Source organism: Bacteroides sp. AM37-9, assembly GCF_003603455.1.
Lineage (GTDB): Bacteria > Bacteroidota > Bacteroidia > Bacteroidales > Bacteroidaceae > Bacteroides > Bacteroides xylanisolvens.
The window spans coordinates 114,958-134,221 of record NZ_QTNF01000010.1 but is presented as its reverse complement, the minus strand read 5'-3'; the positions used below and the strand labels follow the sequence as shown (position 1 = coordinate 134,221).

At 39.9% G+C, this 19,264-nt stretch carries 19 protein-coding genes; 8 read left to right on the top strand and 11 right to left on the bottom strand.

Translation table 11 applies throughout. From position 1 onward, the window contains the following. Positions 1 to 44: 44 nt before the first annotated feature. Positions 45 to 1,718: a long-chain fatty acid--CoA ligase gene (locus DW862_RS09225; RefSeq protein WP_004299337.1), complete on the top strand. Its 1,674-nt coding sequence runs from the start codon at positions 45 to 47 to the stop codon at positions 1,716 to 1,718. Positions 1,719 to 1,877: 159 nt separating this feature from the next. Beyond that, positions 1,878 to 2,099, top strand: coding sequence for a hypothetical protein (locus DW862_RS09215; RefSeq protein WP_004299336.1), 222 nt, complete (start codon positions 1,878 to 1,880; stop codon positions 2,097 to 2,099). A gap of 89 nt (positions 2,100 to 2,188) precedes the next feature. Here the strand turns inward: DW862_RS09215 and DW862_RS09210 are convergent, their stop codons facing one another. The 8 genes from DW862_RS09210 to rpsF all read right to left on the bottom strand — a co-directional run bounded on the left by DW862_RS09210 (position 2,189) and on the right by rpsF (position 9,831). Then, the gene (locus tag DW862_RS09210) at positions 2,189 to 3,097 is read right to left on the bottom strand and encodes a sugar phosphate isomerase/epimerase (protein ID WP_008025008.1); all 909 of its coding nucleotides are present in this window, start codon (positions 3,095 to 3,097) and stop codon (positions 2,189 to 2,191) included. A gap of 149 nt (positions 3,098 to 3,246) precedes the next feature. Beyond that, positions 3,247 to 4,110 carry a DUF1080 domain-containing protein gene (locus DW862_RS09205; RefSeq protein WP_004316253.1) on the bottom strand — a complete coding sequence of 288 codons (864 nt, stop codon included), beginning with the start codon at positions 4,108 to 4,110 and terminating at the stop codon, positions 3,247 to 3,249. Between the two features lie 44 nt (positions 4,111 to 4,154). Further along, entirely contained in the window at positions 4,155 to 5,642 is a 1,488-nt protein-coding gene (locus tag DW862_RS09200; RefSeq protein WP_008776248.1) for a Gfo/Idh/MocA family oxidoreductase, read from the bottom strand. A 12-nt stretch (positions 5,643 to 5,654) separates the two neighbouring features. Beyond that, positions 5,655 to 6,767: a Gfo/Idh/MocA family protein gene (locus DW862_RS09195; protein ID WP_087320618.1), complete on the bottom strand. Its 1,113-nt coding sequence runs from the start codon at positions 6,765 to 6,767 to the stop codon at positions 5,655 to 5,657. Between the two features lie 239 nt (positions 6,768 to 7,006). Then, positions 7,007 to 8,671, bottom strand: coding sequence for a DUF6377 domain-containing protein (locus DW862_RS09190; RefSeq protein ID WP_120067908.1), 1,665 nt, complete (start codon positions 8,669 to 8,671; stop codon positions 7,007 to 7,009). An 82-nt stretch (positions 8,672 to 8,753) separates the two neighbouring features. Next, positions 8,754 to 9,197, bottom strand: coding sequence for a 50S ribosomal protein L9 (gene rplI / locus DW862_RS09185; protein WP_004307965.1), 444 nt, complete (start codon positions 9,195 to 9,197; stop codon positions 8,754 to 8,756). A 14-nt stretch (positions 9,198 to 9,211) separates the two neighbouring features. Further along, on the bottom strand, positions 9,212 to 9,484 hold the full coding sequence (rpsR, locus tag DW862_RS09180) for a 30S ribosomal protein S18 (protein WP_004307964.1): 273 nt from the start codon (positions 9,482 to 9,484) through the stop codon (positions 9,212 to 9,214). 2 nt (positions 9,485 to 9,486) lie between these two features. Then, on the bottom strand, positions 9,487 to 9,831 hold the full coding sequence (gene rpsF, locus DW862_RS09175; RefSeq protein WP_004299329.1) for a 30S ribosomal protein S6: 345 nt from the start codon (positions 9,829 to 9,831) through the stop codon (positions 9,487 to 9,489). A 160-nt stretch (positions 9,832 to 9,991) separates the two neighbouring features. On the opposite strand from rpsF, the gene DW862_RS09170 reads away from it, so the two are divergent. Further along, entirely contained in the window at positions 9,992 to 10,438 is a 447-nt protein-coding gene (locus tag DW862_RS09170) for a MarR family winged helix-turn-helix transcriptional regulator (protein ID WP_004299328.1), read from the top strand. 140 nt (positions 10,439 to 10,578) lie between these two features. After that, positions 10,579 to 10,755 carry a hypothetical protein gene (locus DW862_RS25870; protein WP_004299327.1) on the top strand — a complete coding sequence of 59 codons (177 nt, stop codon included), beginning with the start codon at positions 10,579 to 10,581 and terminating at the stop codon, positions 10,753 to 10,755. 77 nt (positions 10,756 to 10,832) lie between these two features. On the opposite strand, the gene DW862_RS09165 is transcribed toward DW862_RS25870, so the two are convergent. From DW862_RS09165 to DW862_RS09155, 3 genes are all read right to left on the bottom strand, one after another. Beyond that, complete coding sequence (locus DW862_RS09165; protein WP_004299326.1) at positions 10,833 to 11,534, bottom strand: response regulator transcription factor; 702 nt, start codon at positions 11,532 to 11,534, stop codon at positions 10,833 to 10,835. Between the two features lies 1 nt (position 11,535). Then, positions 11,536 to 13,092 (bottom strand): sensor histidine kinase KdpD, encoded by a 1,557-nt coding sequence (locus tag DW862_RS09160; RefSeq protein ID WP_004299325.1) that lies wholly within the window; start codon positions 13,090 to 13,092, stop codon positions 11,536 to 11,538. Positions 13,093 to 13,423: 331 nt separating this feature from the next. Then, entirely contained in the window at positions 13,424 to 15,580 is a 2,157-nt protein-coding gene (locus DW862_RS09155; protein ID WP_004299324.1) for a translation factor GTPase family protein, read from the bottom strand. 548 nt (positions 15,581 to 16,128) lie between these two features. On the opposite strand from DW862_RS09155, the gene hemW reads away from it, so the two are divergent. From hemW to DW862_RS09135, 4 genes are all read left to right on the top strand, one after another. Continuing rightward, positions 16,129 to 17,259 (top strand): radical SAM family heme chaperone HemW, encoded by a 1,131-nt coding sequence (gene hemW, locus DW862_RS09150; protein WP_120067906.1) that lies wholly within the window; start codon positions 16,129 to 16,131, stop codon positions 17,257 to 17,259. Between the two features lie 19 nt (positions 17,260 to 17,278). Beyond that, the gene (locus DW862_RS09145) at positions 17,279 to 17,833 is read left to right on the top strand and encodes an RNA polymerase sigma-70 factor (protein WP_044918835.1); all 555 of its coding nucleotides are present in this window, start codon (positions 17,279 to 17,281) and stop codon (positions 17,831 to 17,833) included. A gap of 90 nt (positions 17,834 to 17,923) precedes the next feature. After that, on the top strand, positions 17,924 to 18,358 hold the full coding sequence (locus DW862_RS09140) for a hypothetical protein (RefSeq protein WP_117683271.1): 435 nt from the start codon (positions 17,924 to 17,926) through the stop codon (positions 18,356 to 18,358). A gap of 26 nt (positions 18,359 to 18,384) precedes the next feature. Beyond that, on the top strand, positions 18,385 to 19,263 hold the full coding sequence (locus DW862_RS09135; protein WP_117683272.1) for a FecR family protein: 879 nt from the start codon (positions 18,385 to 18,387) through the stop codon (positions 19,261 to 19,263). The last annotated feature ends 1 nt before the right edge of the window (position 19,264 follow it).

The window sequence follows — 19,264 nt, the reverse complement described above, 5'->3', positions numbered from 1 at the left end:
GAAAGTTTATTCCTATTTTTGCACAATTCACTAAAAAACGTGCAATGATTAAAGAGAATTTCATTAAACTATACGAAAATAGTTTTCGTGAGAATTGGGATCTGCCTTGTTATACTGATTATGGAGAAGATACCCAATACACATACGGTGAGGTAGCTGAAAAAATCGCCCGTTTACATCTGTTATTCAAACATTGTAGCCTTCGCAGAGGAGATAAGATTTCAGTTATCGGCAAAAATAACGCTCATTGGTGCATCGCCTATATGGCAACGATCACATACGGAGCGATCATTGTCCCTATCCTTCAAGATTTTACGCCTAATGACGTTCATCATATCGTCAATCATTCCGAATCTGTATTCCTGTTCACCAGCGACAGCATTTGGGAGAATCTGGAAGAGGAAAAATTAACGGGGCTACGGGGAGTATTCTCATTGACTGATTTCCGGTGTCTTTATCAACGTGACGGGGAAACCATACAGAAGTTTCTGAAAAATACCGATAAAGAGATGCATGCTTTGTATCCGAAAGGATTTACCCGTGAAGATGTTCAGTACACCACTTTATCCAATGACAAGGTGATGCTGTTAAATTACACTTCCGGAACCACCGGTTTCAGTAAGGGTGTGATGCTGACAGGAAACAATCTTGCCGGCAATGTCACTTTCGGTATTCGTACCGAACTCCTTAAAAAAGGGGATAAAGTGCTTTCTTTCCTTCCCCTCGCCCACGCATACGGTTGCGCATTCGACTTTCTGACAGCAACGGCTGTCGGCACCCATGTCACTTTGCTTGGAAAAACGCCTTCTCCTAAAATTATAATGAAAGCTTTTGAGGAAGTGAAACCTAACCTTATTATTACTGTCCCGCTAGTGATTGAAAAGATATATAAGAATATTATCCAGCCACTCATTAATAAAAAAGGTATGAAGTGGGCACTCAATATCCCTCTGCTCGACACCCAAATCTACAACCAGATACGTAAAAGACTGATTGATGCACTGGGAGGACGGTTTAAAGAGATCATTATCGGTGGCGCCGCTATGGATAAGGAAGTAGAAGAATTCTTCTACAAAATCAAATTCCCTTTTACCATCGGTTATGGAATGACAGAATGCGGTCCGCTTATCAGCTACGCCCCCTGGGATGAATTTGTACTAGGTTCTTCCGGAAAGATTCTAGATATAATGGAAGCACGTATCTATAAGGAAACCCCGGAAGCAGAAACCGGAGAAATCCAGGTTCGGGGAGAAAATGTGATGGTGGGCTACTACAAGAACCAGGAAGCAACACAGGAAGTATTCACGCAGGACGGCTGGCTACGTACGGGTGACCTCGGTTCCATGGACAGCAACGGAAATATTTTCATCCGGGGACGACTCAAAACTATGATCTTAAGTTCTAGCGGACAGAATATCTTCCCCGAAGAGTTGGAAACCAAACTGAATAACCTACCTTTCATTCTCGAAAGTCTTGTTATCGAACGCAATAAAAAATTAGTGGCACTTGTTTATGCCGATTACGAAGCGTTGGATTCTCTCGGATTAAATAATCCGGATAACCTGAAAACAATCATGGATGAAAATCTTAAGAACCTGAACAGCAACGTAGCCGCTTATGAGAAAATCAGCAAGATCCAACTCTACCCTACTGAATTTGAAAAAACGCCCAAAAGAAGCATAAAAAGATACTTATATAACAGTATTGCTGTCGATTAGTATGTTCTAAAACATATAAAAAGGGGAGAAAAGTGGCCAGTTACAAAAAAAAATATAAAAAAAGTTGGCGTTTCGAGAACAACATATTGAAAAAGTACATACCTTTGCATCGTTTTAATAAAGCAATTGATTGTATTACGTTTTTAAAAAGCAAAGAAAATGAAAAAATTAGTTTTGATGGCCGTAGCTATCGTAGCAGTATCATTCGCATCATGTGGTAACAAAGCAGCTGACGCAGCAAAAGCAACTCAGGATTCTATCCGTATCGCTGACTCAATCGCAGCAGTAGAAGCAGCAGCTCTTGAAGCTGAACAAGCAGCAGCCGCAGCAGCAGATTCTTTGAATGCTGATAGCACTGCAACTGAAACTGTAGCTGAATAATTCAGAAACAGCTTAGAGAGAATTGAAAGTCTGCCATGCGAAAGCATGCACAGACTTTTTTTTATGCCTTTATTTTAGCAAGCCACACGTTATTTAGCGTATGAACTTTTCACAAAGGGAGCGTTCAATAAATAATCCAGACTTTCTTCTACACTTTCCTCTACCGGAACACTATACTTTTCGATTTCAGCAACGAGATAATTAACGCCTGCAGTTTTTGCATTCTTAAAGATAGCATCAAAACCGACCATTCCACTTTGTCCAATCTCTCTGTGATCTTTCACATGGAATATCTGGAAGCGACCGGGATATTTATTAAAATAATCAACAGGACTGTTTTGTCCGCGAACTACCCAATAAAGGTCCATCTGGAAGAAAACATATTCAGGATTCGTATGTTCTAACATATAATCATACATCACTTTATCTTCTACCTTCTGAAATTCATGAGCGTGATTGTGATATCCGAACGACAAACCTTGTTGTTTGCAACGCTTGCCTATTTCATTATAATATGCACAATATGTTTCTAAATCCTTGAGTGTCTTAGGTACATCCATCCACGGAGCTACAATATATTTCATACCGGCAGCTTTGTGATCGGCAATACATTGATCCCACCATTCAAGTGACTTTGAATAGTCGCCGGAAGCCAATTCTTCTTTAGACAATTGTCTTGTACAATGTGAAGACAAGACTTTTAATCCTGCCGATTCGACATCTTTCTTAAATTGTTGGGGAGTACGGTCATAAAATTTACCGTTGTTATAATTGGCAGCTTCAACACCGGTATATCCCATGTTTGCCAATTTCTTCAGAAGAGCAGTATAAGTGGGGTCACACTTACCATTTTTGTTGTCTACCTTGTTTAATATATCTCTGACAGAATAGAGCTGAATTGCTACTTCTTTTTTAGCTTTTTTCTTGGTTTGTGCCGTTACTGCCAGTGGAATCATGAAAAGAGCAGCCAATGCACAGATATAAATTCTAGTTTTCATATAATAGATATTAGTGGGTTACAATTATTCAGGTTTACATAGAAAAAACAGGCACGGATTACACAGACTTCACGGTTACTCCATGGCAATCGCCATTCAAAAAAAACGTGAAATACACGTAACCCGTGCCTTTCTTTATTACTATTCGATTAGTCCAAAACTTTCACGCGGATGTTGCGGAACCAAACATCGTCACCGTGATCTTGCAAACCAATGAAACCTTCGTGATTTTCGCCACCGCAATTATTCAGCAATTCAAATGCCAAAGGCCATTTTTCTTCACTGAACTTACTTGCTTGCAACATATCAGTCCATTGTTTTGTCCACAAATGATATTCAAGTACGTTTTCATCGTTTTGTCCGTGAACAACAGTACCTTTATAAACCATAATCTTAGCCTTGTTCCATTCGCCAAACGGTTTAGAGTTTTGAGGAACTGCCGGAATCATGTCATACAAAGAAGCTGACTGACGATTGTTGTCCTTACCCAATTTAGCATCCGGATGATTGGCATTGTCCAACACCTGATATTCGGGCGCAGAAATATAAATAGGCTCAAGCACATCATTACCGTCTTTATCTTTCGATGTAACTTCCTGAGCTAAATAGAAAATACCGGAGTTACCACCTTTAGAAACCTTCCACTCCATTTCCAGTTCGAAGTTTTTAAACTTGTGAGCAAAAATCAGGTCACCACCATCACCGTCTTGAGCTTCACCGCCACCAGAACCGTTGAATTTGATACAACCGTCTTCAATTGTCCATTTAGAAGGAACACGGTCTTTTCCATAACCACGCCATCCGTTAAATGTTTCGCCATCAAAGATTGTGATATAACCATTTTCATCAACAGGCAAATTCAAGCTATCTGTTTCTGCCGCTTTCAATGATTTAGAGTAAGTCAACGCAACTTTTTGCTCTTCCGGAGCATTTGCTTTCTTCTGACCACCGCAAGAAGCGAAAACGCCTGCAGCAAGACAACAACAAGCTAATGGATAAAATACTTTTTTCATGATATCAACTATTTAATTTTTAATCTTTAATTTTTAATCTACTTTTATCTTGGCATATCAGGCAGTCTCCAGCCTTCACGATAATTATGTTTCACTAATTCAGCCGCAAACTGTTTTGCATTGATCGGATCTGTCCATGTCTTATCAAATGTAGGATGACCATTATGAATCTTGAATCCGTCTTTGATAACAGTACGAATGGTTTCGTTATCACCGATATTTGTAAAACACATGTTAGCTCCATCCCACTCGAGAGTCTTATTCAGAGCTTGCAAACGAATAGCCAATACACCCATTGCTACCATTTCATTCATAGGTCCGGCTTCTGAGAAGTCAGATTTAGTCATGATACGATTAGATTTATCTTCTTTACATGCACGTACCCAATCCATTTCGTGACCACCATTCATTGCTTTAGGAACACGACGGCAAACCTTCGGTGCATTTGGTTTACGACCTGAAAGCAACCAAGGATTCTGTCCATAACATCCGCAAATCAATGTATCTTTTGTTCCGTGGAAAATAGTCAAACCACCACCGCTCTGCATCAGTTGTTTTCCTTCTGGGAATCCTTTCGGACGTTCTGGCATCATACCGCCATCATACCAATGTATTTCCACTTCAGGCATAGCTACTTTCGGCATATTTTCACGAGCAGGGAAAATCATTTTCACGTGTTGTGCCTGTGGAGCACAAGCATTCAACAATAATGTCGATGAACCTTCCACTTTGGTAGGATACTGCAATTTCAATGCTTTAAACGGCTGATGCAAAATATGACAAGCCATATCACCCAATGCACCTGTTCCGTAATCCCACCATCCACGCCAGTTCCAAGGATGATAAATAGCATTGTAAGGATTCATTTTAGCAGGACCTGTAAACAAATCCCAATTCAATGTGCTAGGAATTTTATCAACCTTTTCAGGAACATTCAATCCTTGAGGCCAAATAGGACGGTCTGTTGCACATTCTACTTTCGTTACGTCACCGATTTCACCATTCCAAATCCATTCACATACTAAATCCGTACCTTCATCCGATGCCCCTTGATTACCCATTTGGGTGACCACGCCCGTTGATGCAGCCAGTTTTGTCAACAAACGAGATTCATAAACAGAGTGGGTCAATGGTTTCTGACAATATACATGTTTTCCCATTGTCATTGCGTCAGCAGTGATAATAGCATGAGTATGGTCGGCAGTTGCGATAATCACACCGTCGATAGATTTACCCATTTCATCATACATCTTACGATAGTCCCAGTATTTTTTAGCCTTGGGGAATTCGTCGAACACGCCTTTTGCGTACTTCCAATCCACATCACAAAGAGCCACAATATTTTCAGTGCCCTTTACGTGATTAATGTTGGCATGTCCCATGCCACCAATACCCACAGCTGCAAGATTTAATTTGTCAGTAGGCGACACATGCCCGTGACTCATACCTAAAATTGTACTAGGAGCAATGGTTATACCTGCTAAAGCAGCGGCTCCCGTTTTGAGAAATTTTCTCCTCGAAATGTTTGACATGATTTTATTTGTTTAAGGGTTAATAATCTTTGGAAGGTTGCCGTGCAACAATCCATATCCATTTTTCATGTTTTTTCTTCGTTCGCGTATTTGCTCCAAAGTGCGCAAATTACCAATAGCGGGCAAATCGTGTTTGCGGGTATCTTTCAAGAATGTCCATGCATATTCGGATGCAATAGCCGAATCGCGCATTAGCGGTAATCGTGAACTGCGTTTTCCGGTTTCTACCGAATCAGCAAACAGGTCACACAACACGTCTATATTCTTGCCGCCAAAAGGTTTCTCTACACGGATGGTCTGATTGACACCGTGTAGGTCGACAACAGCAGTATTGAAGTCATGCGTCATACGCACAACCCCTTTTGTACCTATAATATCTACATACGAATTATGTGTCTGGTCTTTAGATAATTGCCCATAAACAAATCCTTGGGTAATATCAAAAACGACCCCATTTTGAAAAGTTCCGTGACATTGCACCCACCAAGGATCTTTATAGTTCCACATATTCACTCCCTGGGCATTCCATGTTCTATAATCACATCCTGCATACCAACGGGTAATATCTACATAATGCATTCCGCAATCATGGAAAGCAGGTCCCTCATACTCATGACCTTCACCTGGTGCCAAGCCGGGAGTCATGTGACAAATACGAATAATAGCCAACTCTCCGATTTCCCCTTGCTGGATATATTCCTTCATTAAATTATGATACCAGGAATTTCGCAGATACAAGTTTACCGTAGAAATGAGATTTGTGTTTTCTGTCATTTCTACAACTTTCCACTCATTTTCCATTGTATCTGCAACTGGTTTTTCTGAAATAATGTGTTTACCGTAACGAATAGCTTTTTCTATTTGTTCCATCCGCGAGTCAGCCAAAGTGAAAAGCCCGACTACCTGCACACTTTCATCCTCAAAAATCTTTTGATTATCTTCTAATATAATAGAGTTAGGAGAAAGCTTCTTGGCTAACTGACGTGATGCCGGATTAGTATCACAAATATAAGCAATATTCCACCGATCACTTTTAGTCATCGCTTCCCAGTAGAATCTTCCCATCCTACCAAAACCGATAATTCCAACTTTAATTCTCGTGTTTACTGAAGATTGCGTGTTCATAATTAAACATAGTGAATTTAAGTACAAATAATAGATAAAACATCAACTTCTAACTACCAAACTGATGAGCTAAAAACTGATATTGCAAATCTAGCTAAATAAATAACGGCTTATTTGACTTACACTACTTTATGTAGATATAAAAATATCATTTTTTACTATTAATCAACAACTTAGCTAACTTGACACATCAAAAAAATGTAGATGATTTGGAAAGTATTATAATGTTAAAATGATAATTATGTCTCTTGTGTTGAACTAATTTTCATAATTTCATTCTCAAATTCATCCCTGTCGACGGCTGCCTTATTTCTCATTTTCGTACGATAATTATAAACCGTACTTGTAGAGCAACGGAGAAAGTTCGCTATCTTTCCACTATCCGTAATACCCAAGCGTAATAAAGCATAAATACGAAGTTCTCTATTCAATAAAGCATCCGGTTTTAAAATAATTTTCTCTTCATCTTTCAACAGAGCGTTAAAATCAGAAACAAAAGTAGGATACAAACCCAAGAAGACCTTATCAAAACGAGTATATAAAGCGCTAAGTTCATCGTCGATAAGCGCAGATGATTTTAGCTTCTTAATCAGTTCATCATAGTATTTATTAATAGCTATTTTATACAGCATATTCTGATATTTCTCCATTTTATGGATATAGCTAAAGCATACGTCAAAGAATTCGGCTATATAATACTCCTTTATACTATTAATTTCGCACAACTGATTATTTGTATCATTCAGTTGGCTGTTCATGCTATTCAGTTTGTTGTTCAATCGCAAAAGTTCCTCATTACTCTGTGCCAATGCCTGTTTTATTTTCAACGTCTTTTTCATCTGAATATAGATGAAAAGCACCAACAGGACTAAAAGAAAAAGGATAATACTTGTAGAAATAAGAAAAGTAGTCAGATGCGACCGTGATCTGGCCTGCTCCGCCTGATAAGCTGTATTAATAATAGAATTAAATTTATAAATTTCGATGGCACGGAAATGAATACCGGAAGATATAACGTCATCGATAGCAGACTGTGTAAATTTAAAGGCATCAGCTAAATTCTGTTCATCATAGGCTATCAATGCAAGAGATTGCAGGGATGCATTTTCCCGCGTAGCATTCCGGGTATCGGCTATTGCCGACAACATCAGGTATTTTTTTTCCTCATCATACTTTTTCTGATGGTGACATAACCTGGAATACGAATGAGTTATCATGGCATAATTAGGCGTCCCCACCTCTTCAATCTCCAACAGTTCCTTAAAAATCTCTTTCGATTTCAATGTATCACGCCAAATATAATAAGAAGCCTGGGACATTCGATAATCCCAAGAAGTGTGGTCAATGAGGGCAAACAGAGAATCTTGATAAGCAGCCTGCTGCTTACCATACAGATTATTGGCGACAGAAATCGAATAGTGTCCCCAAAAACTGGAATAAGTTTGATAATAGTTTATTAATAAATCTCTGGGAAGTTCTGAAGTCTTTATACTTTTCAAAATAATCTCCGCTTCGCGGAACCTGCCACACATCGAATATAAAAGACCAAGATTTAAAAACGACTGATTGGTGAAATAGGGTTTATTCAGCCGACGGGAAATCTCAATATTACGATCAACATAATGGATGGCTGAATCAATATGAAACTTTTTATATTCATTATATAACCGTAGATTGATTCTATATTCTCCTTCAAGAGTCAAACCGGGACTTCTCAACATACATTTTATCCGGTTTATCCGATCCTCTTTCTCTTTAACAAAGACGTGTTTTTCATCTATCACTCTACGCAAAGAATCAGTCAATAGTTTCAACTCATTATTTGCATAAAGAACACTGCCAATTCCCAAAGCAATCAGCAGAAGCAAAAACCTCTTCTTTAGAAAACAATAGTTGAATTTCATAATAGTAATAGCAAAGATAACAAAAAAAAGCGATTTATTCGTTCAGAACAAATCGCTTTTCATATATGAAGTAAATTTGCTCTTATTCAGCAACTACCTCGAAAGGAATTTCTACCGAAACCTCCTTGTGAAGCTTAACGATAGCCTTGTAGCTACCAACTTCTTTCACAGCGTCTTTTACAACGATGATCTTTCTGTCAACTTCATGACCCAGTTTAGACAATGCTTCAGCAATCTGGATGTTACCAACAGAACCGAAGATAGTACCGGTTGAGCTAACTTTAGTTGCGATAGTCAAAGAAACGCCTTCCAACTTAGCAGCCATAGCTTCAGCATCTTTCTTGATTTTCTCAAGTTTGTGAGCGCGCTGTTTCAGTTCTTCAGCCAACATTTTCTTTGCAGAAGGAGAAGCGATGATAGCTTTTCCAGTCGGGATCAGATAATTACGACCGTATCCGGATTTCACGTTTACGATATCGTTCTTATAACCCAAGTTTACTACGTCTTCTTTTAATATAATTTCCATACTTTTCCTCCTTCTTATTTCATCATGTCAGTTACATAAGGCAGCAATGCCAAGTGACGAGCTCTCTTCACAGCCTGCGCGATACGACGTTGGAACTTCAAAGAAGTACCTGTAATACGACGCGGAAGGATTTTTCCTTGTTCATTCAAGAATTTCTTCAAGAATTCAGGATCTTTGTAGTCGATATACTTAATACCACTCTTTTTGAAACGGCAGTACTTTTTCTTCTTAACGTCTACTGACGGCGGAGTTAAATATCTGATTTCTGATTGAACTTGTTGTGCCATGATTAATCCTCCTTTTTGTTTGATTTAACACTTCTTCTTTTTGCAGCGTATTCAGCAGCATACTTATCCATCTTGAAAGTCAAGAAACGGATTACGCGTTCATCACGACGGAAATTAATTTCCAGCTTGTCAATTACAGTAGGATCTGCATTGAACTCAATCAGTTGATAAAAACCTGTAGACTTTTTCTGAATTGGGTAAGCCAATTTCTTCAGTCCCCAGTTTTCTTCATTAATAATCTCAGCACCTTCAGCTTGAAGAACGCCTTTGAATTTTTCTACCGCTTCCTTCATCTGAACATCAGATAAAACGGGAGTTAAAATGAAAACGGTTTCGTATTGATTCATACTTCGTTTAATTAAATAAATAAATTATTTGATTTTAAATGCGGGTGCAAAGTTAGACATTTTATTTTGAACTACAAATATTTAATCTTTTTTTGTATCCGAAGATAGGATTTATCCGGGAAGAGACTTACCTTTGCAAAGTTGTTTAAACAATAATTTCATGATAGAGCAATTTAATTTCGACATTCGACTTATATTTGCCATATTAAATGGCAAAGTTTCTGCGGCAATCAACCGGAAACTGTACCGTAACTTCCGTCAGAACGGATTGGAAATCAGTCCCGAACAATGGACGGTACTCATTTTCCTGTGGGAAAAAGACGGCGTGACGCAACAAGAGTTGTGTAATGCAACTTTTAAAGACAAGCCCAGCATGACCCGTTTGATAGATAATATGGAACGGCAACATCTTGTTGTGCGCATTTCCGATAAAAAAGACCGCCGCACCAACCTGATCCATCTGACCAAAGACGGAAAAGAACTGGAGGAAAAAGCGCGTGTCATTGCCGGACAGACTCTGAAAGAGGCTCTTCACGGTATCACTCTCGACGAATTGAGCATTGGACAGGAAGTACTAAAAAAGGTGTTCTACAATACAAAAGATTAGATAGAAGAACTTCTCTCCAAATCATAAAATCCACTAAATCGTGCATTTATAATGGAATTTTTATCCAAATAATTTCGCCCGTTAAAGAATTATGCTTTAATTTGTGACTGGAATATTATAATCTATTAAAATACACACACATGAAAGGTTTATTAAAGAACTTAGGATTGATATTAATCTTGGTCGGAGTAGTCATCCTGCTGGCTTGTTCCTTTACAGGAAATGTAAACAACAACGCCATCCTGGGTACTTCAGTAGTACTTGTAGTACTGGGACTCATTTCTTATATTGTTATTAATAAGAAGATCGCTGATTAATTTCGCAAAATCAATAAAAAATCCCGGAAACGAATGTTCCCGGGATTTTTTATTTAGAGTTATCTCAAACGCAATCATTAAGATTCAACTTCCGGAGTAATCAGCTTATAGCCTTTTCCGTGAATATTGATAATTTCGATTGAATCGTCTTCTTTCAGATGCTTACGCAATTTCGTGATATACACGTCCATACTACGGGCATTGAAATAGTTATCGTCAATCCAGATTGTTTTCAGAGCGAAGTCACGTTGCAAAATCTCATTGGCATGTGCGCAAAGCAATCCGAGCAGTTCAGACTCTTTGGTAGTCAGCTTAGTTTGTTTGCCTTCTGACGACAGAATTTGTTTCTGTGTGTCGAAAGTAAACTTACCAATCTTATAGATATTGCTTTCTTTGTTCTTCTTTCCACGAACACGTCTCAAGATCGCTTCAATTCTGAATGTCAATTCTTCCATACTAAACGGTTTGGTGATATAATCATCCGCACCGATTTTAAAGCCTTCCAGGATATCTTCTTTCAGCGTTTTGGCCGTCAGGAAGATAATAGGAATTTCAGCATTTGCTGCACGGACATCCTGTGCCAGTGTGAATCCATCTTTTTTAGGCATCATCACGTCAAACACGCACAAGTCATATTTATTCTTCAAGAAAGCCTTATAACCGGCTTCTCCATCAGGATATAACTCAGCAGAATAACCTTTTGCCTGTAGATATTCTCTTAAAAGCATGCCAAGATTTTCGTCATCCTCGCACAATAAAATACGCAGTTTCTCGTCCATATCAATTATTTTTTAATAAAGGTAATGCAATAATAAATTTAGTTCCCACGTTCAGGTCGCTTTCCGCCCGGATGGTTCCCTTATGATCCAATATAATTTTTCTCACATAAGCCAATCCCAGTCCAAAGCCCTTCACATCGTGCAGATTACCCGTATGTACACGATAGAACTTTTCAAATATCTTTTTCAGGTTCTCTTTTTTGATACCGATACCATTATCCTGTATCGAAATCATCAGTTTACCCGACTCATTCCACGTTCTCACTTTCAGTTCCAGATCCTCTTCCGGTTTCTTATATTTCACCGCGTTATCCATCAGATTAAAGATTACATTCGTGATATGCATCTCGTCTGCAAATATAACAGGATCGGTGGCCTCAAGGTTCGATGTTATCTTACCATTATACCGTTCCACTTTCAGCGCAAAGGTATTGACAACTCCTGCTATTAATTCATTCGCATCAATCTCCTTCATCTTCAAAGTGGCCTTCTGACGTTCGAACATCGACATCTGGAGCACCTTTTCCACCTGGAAGCGCAAGCGCTTGGTTTCATCATTAATCACTCCCGATATATGCTGGAACATCTGTGGAGATTTTCCCACCGCCGGATCTTTCAACATCTGGGCTGCTAATGAAATGGTAGATATCGGTGTTTTAAATTCGTGCGTCATATTATTGATAAAGTCATTCTTCATTTCCGTCAGTTTCTTTTGCCGAAATACGATATAAATCGTAAAGATGAATGTCACTAACAATACCAGTGTAAATATCAGCGACGGAATCATGAAACTGATGGAGTCAAAGATATAATCTTTCTTCCCCGGAAAGTGTACTTTCAAGATACTCATTTTTGCAGGCGGGTCATTCTTGAACAATGCCTGCTGATAAGCGTCTTCACTTCCCTTTGCCTCATAATCCGCACAACGGTAGACTTCCCTTCCGTCTTTGTCGATCACCGTAAAGTGATAAGGCAAATCTATACTATTATTATATAAGCTCGATTTCAGATAGTCATCCAGTTCTTTAAACCGTACTCTGTCTCCAATCGACTTGTCACTTCCTCGGTAAATCATCTGCCAGGCCACTTCATCAAGTAATGCCCGTTGATACATATACCGATTCTTGATGGCTTCCACTAATGAACGCGAAGTTTCCGGAATGGTCTTTGTCCCCCTGTAAGGAGAAATCATAGCCTTCGGAAGCTCGGAGGGCTTAGTGGTCATCACTTTCAGCTCAAAATCCGAATATACTTTTCCATCCTTAGACTTCACTGTAAACCGCTGCGTTTGCTGAATCAAGTTGTCTTGTTGTATGGAAGCATTATTCGCAATCAGCGCTTTTCTTTCTGCTTCTGAAATATCTTCGATCAACCAACGTCTGGTCTCTGCATATTCCACATCCTTGGAAACCTGATCCAGGCTATTGCGTACAGCCGAATCAAACTGTTCCTTACGGGTTTTCATCATTTCCTCTATATAACTTACCTGCAAATACAGCAAGCTAAGGAAGGAAAGCCCCATTACAATACCTAATATCCAAATTGTTGACTTCTTCATAGCAACAAAATTAACACTCCCTAATTAACACTCCTAATGCATTAACTTGATTTAACCGGAACTTCCCGGAAATTAACCGTAAGGAGCTATTTAGGTTGTATTCTGATTACTACAACAATAAAACCCCTCCTTTGGTTTGCAAATTTAATAAAAAATTAAATCTTCTCCTTGTGTTTTTCCATCTTTATTAATCATAGTTAAACAAAAACCGCCCCCTTTTACTTAAAAAAGGCGGCGGTTTTAACGTTTTAGTTGATTCTTTATGCCTAACAGATGATAAATACCGAATATTATAGTGAATATTCAATCAATTATCACCTATCATTTATACTTATTCTTCAGTTTGTTTAGCTTCAAAGTCCTTCATTAACTTATCTTGAACATCCGTCGGCACAAGTTCATAACTAGAGAATTTCATAATGAACGAAGCACGTCCACCCGTGAGAGAGCTAAGCGCCGTAGAATAAGACGACATTTCTTTCAAAGGTACTTTCGCAACCAGTTTCTCAAAACCTTTTTCGCTACTCATACCCATAATCATGGCACGACGTCCCTGCAGATCTCCCATCACATCTCCCATCCTATCAGACGGAACGAACACTTCTACATCATAAATCGGTTCCAGAATTTTCGGACCGGCATTCTTGAAGGCTTCACTAAAGGCATTACGTCCGGCAAGCATAAAGGAGATTTCATTCGAATCTACCGGGTGCATCTTACCATCGTAAACAATAACGCGCACGTCACGAGCATACGAACCCGTCAACGGTCCTTGCTCCATACGAGACATGATACCTTTCATAATAGCAGGCAAGAAGCGGGCATCGATAGAACCACCGACGATACTGTTAACAAACACCAGTTTACCACCCCATTCCAATGGTATCTCTTCCGTACCTCTCACGGTAATCTTAAATTCCTGTCCATTGAACTTATACGTTTCAGGCACAGGCATACCTTCTTTATAAGGTTCTACGATCAGGTGAACTTCACCAAACTGGCCGGCACCACCGGACTGTTTCTTATGACGATAGTCGGCACGGGCAGCCTTTGTAATCGTTTCACGATACGGAATCTTCGGTTCTTCATATTTTACCTGAAGTTTTTCGTTGTTTTCCAAACGCCATTTCAAGGTACGAAGATGGAATTCTCCCTGACCGTGTACCAAAGTCTGTTTCAGTTCTTTTGATTGCTCAATCACCCAGGTAGGATCTTCTTCGCGCATACGGTTCAGGATACTCATCATCTTTTCCACATCCGCTTCATTCACCGGCTTAATGGCACGTGTATATTTAGAGTTCGGATATTTGATAAAATTGAATTTGTAGTCACAATCCTTACCGTTCAGCGTATTACCGGTTTTCACGTCTTTCAGTTTCACGGCAGCACCGATATCACCGGCCTGCAATTCTTCCACCTTGACACGGTTACCACCGGCTACCACATAGATTTGCGCGATACGTTCCTTCGAACCACGGTCGGCATTCAGCAAATCGTCTCCCTCATGAACTTTACCGCTCATTACTTTAAAATAGGAAACTTCACCGATATGCGGTTCCACACTTGTCTTGAAGAAATAAAGAGATTCCGGTCCATTGGAGTCCGGAGCCACTTCTTTACCTTCCGTATTCTGTACCTTCGGCATTTCAGAAACAAAAGGAACAACGTTTCCCAAGAATTCCATCAAGCGGCGAACGCCCATATCTTTCCCCCCGCAAACACAGAATACAGGGAACATACCTCTGGCGATCAATCCCTTACGGATACCTTCACGCATTTCGTCTTCTGACAGGGAATCTTGCTCGAAGAATTTCTCCATCAGATTTTCATCATTCTCGGCAGCAGCTTCTACCAATGCTTTGTGCATTTCCATAGCCTTATCCATTTCTTCTGCCGGAATATCTTCGATTGTCGGAGCCCCTCCTTCGGGTTTCCACGAGTATTTCTTCATCAACAATACGTCGATCAGCGCATTAAAGCCTGGACCGGTAGCTATCGGATATTGGATGGGAACAACTTTAGAGCCGTATGCCTCTTTCAGCTGTTCGAGGATATTATCATAATCGCATTTTTCATTATCAAGCTGGTTGACTAGAAAAATAACAGGTTTATTCAGCTTTTCTGTATAACGGAAGTGATTTTGTGTACCGACTTCGACGCCGTATTGGCCATTGAGAAGGATAATTGCTGTGTCGGTCACATTTAGTGCAGTCACTGTGCTGCCTACGAAATCGTCCGATCCCGGACAGTCAATAATATTAAGTTTTTTGTTATTCCATTCTACATGGAGAACGGTGGAGAAAACGGAGTAACCATACTCTTGTTCAACAGGAAAATAATCGCTAACTGTGTTTTTTGCGGCAACAGATCCGCGACGTTTTATAACACCACTCTCGAAAAGCATCGCTTCCACGAGAGTGGTTTTCCCAGAGCCAGAACTTCCCAACAAGGCAATGTTCTTGATTTCATTAGTCTGATATACTTTCATAATATATAAGATTTTAGTAATTACTCAGTATGTTTCTCACATACCATTAATTTTGTGATGCGCAAATTAGGGATTAATTGGGGGAAAAGCAACACTTATGGCAGTGTTACTAAACAATGTTATGTAACACATCTTTGACATGAACATTTTCGAAACGGGTTAAAAATTATTTTCGCATGGCTATAAACTAATTTCATAGTTGCAACGAGTAATCCGGCACGATGTTATTTTTAGTTGTTTTCCTTTCATACAATAGTTCCCCCGTTGCCTAATCAGTTTTCGTTTGACTTAAGTCAAGCGTTCGTTTAACTTAAGTCATTCTATCGTTTGACTTAAGTCAAACGAAAACTCGGCTACAAGTTCGAATCTTATTTATAAAAGAAAAGATCTTAAATTCAGCATTGCAGGAAATTATCTTCCACTAATCAATGGGGGAATTATCTCTTTAGCGTATTCCTGCTGCATTATAAATAATTTCCGTCAACAGCTTTTTTGATATATCTAATAATAGTCTTACTTTTACACCCACAAACCCAAACAGCATAGCTATGGCAGGTATTTATCTTCACATTCCTTTTTGCAAAACGCGTTGCATCTACTGCGACTTCTACTCAACCACTCGCAGCGAACTCAAAACCCGTTATGTACAGGCTCTCTGCCGGGAGTTGGCGATGCGTAAAGAATACCTGAAAGGAGAAGATATAGAAACTATTTATTTCGGTGGCGGAACCCCGTCTCAACTGGAAAAAGAGGATTTTGAACAAATATTTGATACCATCCGCAAGCACTACGGATTGAATCATTGTCAGGAAATCACTCTGGAAGCTAATCCGGATGATTTATCGCAGGAATATCTGGAAATGCTTTCCTCACTTCCTTTCAACCGCCTCAGCATGGGAATACAGACTTTTGATGACGCTACGCTCAAACTATTGAGACGCCGCCACAATGCCCGTACAGCCATCGAAGCAATTGACAGATGCCGGAAAGCCGGTTTCCAGAACATCAGTATCGACCTAATTTACGGATTGCCCGGAGAAACAAAAGAACGATGGGAAAACGATCTCCGCCAGGCTATCAGTCTGAATGTAGAGCATATCTCCGCCTATCACTTGATTTATGAGGAAGATACACCTATATATAATATGTTAAAACAGCACCAGATATCCGAGGTAGACGAAGACTCCAGTTTAGAATTTTTCACATTACTGATAGAGCATTTGCAGAAAGCAGGATTTGAACACTATGAGATTTCCAATTTCTGCCGCCCCGGAAAATATTCCCGCCACAACACTTCCTATTGGAAAGGAATAGCTTATCTGGGATGCGGACCATCGGCACATTCTTTTGACGGAATGACACGGGAATGGAATGTGTCTGCAATCGACACCTATATAAAAGGTATAGAAGAAGACTGCCGTGCTTTCGAGACAGAGTATCTGGCCCCAACCACCCGCTACAACGAATTTATTATCACTACCATACGTACCGTATGGGGAACACCTATAGAGAAACTGAAACAGATGTTCGGCAATGAAATGTGGGAGTATTGCCAAAAAATGGCTGCACCTTATCTGAAAAATGGTAAACTGGAGGAATACAACGGAGCTTTGCGCCTGACGCGTGAAGGGATTTTTATTTCCGACAGTATAATGAGTGATTTACTTTGGGTAGACTAACCAAACAAACAAAAAGCCGATGACCGAATCAGAAGTAAGAAAGTTATTGCGGCAAATGAAAGAACTGGATTCGCAAACTGCTTTCCGGGACTTTTACAACATGACTTACGACCGTCTCTTTCGTATTGCCTATTATTATGTGAAACAGGAAGAATGGTCGCAGGAAATCGTTCTCGATGTATTCCTGAAACTATGGAAGCAACGCAGCAATTTGCTTGATGTGAGAAACATTGAAGATTATTGTTTCATTCTCGTCAAAAATGCTTCGCTCAATTATCTGGAAAAAGAATCAAGGCATACGCTTATTCATCCCGATTCTCTGCCGGAGCCTCAAGAACAAAGCTATTCACCGGAAGAATCGCTCATCAGTGAAGAACTGTTCGCTCTTTACGTAAAAGCACTCGACCGGCTTCCGGAACGTTGCAGGGAAGTGTTCATCCGCATCCGTGAAGAAAAACAGAGTTACGCACAAGTAGCAGAAGAATTAGGCATCAGCATGAATACAGTGGACGCACAACTTCAGAAAGCAATCACACGTTTAAAAGAGATGATTAGCCGGGCCGAAATAGATTAACATTCTTTTAGACAAAGAGCGTAGGGAGTTTCTGTCACCCTCCGGTCTTTATCAACAAATAAGTCAATCAATCACTAAAAAAGACAGAAAATGAAAAAGCTAAATGACGCAAACATGGGAATCTTTGTCCTTCTTTCAGCTTGTCTGTGCCTGTTTTCATGCAACAATGACAACGACAACCTACCAAAGGACTATGCAGGATTTGAACATTCGAAGGAAACAGTAGAATGTGAAAGCGACCAATCCGAATGTGAGTTGAAAATTAAAATTGTTGCAACAGAAAAAACAAAAGAAGACCGGACGGTAGTACTTGCCACACCCCCTCCGGTAGTAGGACAAGCAGCAGTGGTACAGCTAACAGAAAAGAAAGTAATCATCAAAGCGGGTAAGAAGTCAGCAACAACTGTCATAAAAATCTATCCTAAACAGATGATATTGAAGAAGCAGAATGTCACTTTATCCTGCACTCCCCAGTGGAAAGAAGGAGGAATCAGCAAACTGACCATTCTGTTGAAACGAAAATAATAGATCAAGAGCAATACAGAAAAAAGATGAAATACACCGATACGAAATTAGAAGAAATACTGAACAAGCTCGTCGCTTCCACGCGTTCACCGCGAGGGCGGTTTTCAGCAACAGCCAGTTACCCGGAACTAGAGAAAAAACTGAAGTCACATACCCGGCGTCTGACACTGATACGTACTTTCTCGGCAGCGGCGGCAGTAGCTCTACTTTGCCTATCGGTATGGACAGCCTATTTATATATGCAACCGGTCACGATACAAACGGTTTCCACCTTGGCAGAGACACGCACAGTCTGTCTTCCTGATGGCAGCACCGTCACCCTCAACCATTATTCTTCACTTTCTTATCCTGAAAAGTTCAAATCGGACAAGCGGGAAGTGGAGCTAAATGGGGAGGCTTATTTTGAAGTAAGCAAGGACAAGAAACATCCGTTTATCGTGCAGACTGAAACGATTGACGTTCAGGTGTTGGGAACTCACTTCAACGTAGATGCCTATCATAACAACCCGGATGTAAAAACAACGTTATTGACAGGTTCGGTGGCAGTCAGCAATAAAAGCAAGTCAGTTCGTATGATTTTGAAACCGAATGAGATTGCTATATATAATAAGGTGGAAGAAAAACTCACCCGCAAGGTTTTAGAAAACGTAGAAGATGAAATTTCCTGGCGGCAGGGAGAGTTTATATTCGACGACCTACCTTTGCAGGAGATTGCCCGCGAACTGTCCAACTCATTCGGAGCAACGATTCACATAGCCGACACGGCTTTGCAAAATTACCGGATCACAGCACGCTTCCGCAATGGAGAAGACCTGACAACTATTTTATCTGTATTACATAATGCCGGTTATTTCGACTACTCACAAAACAATAAACAGATTATTATCACTGCTAAACCAGACTAAA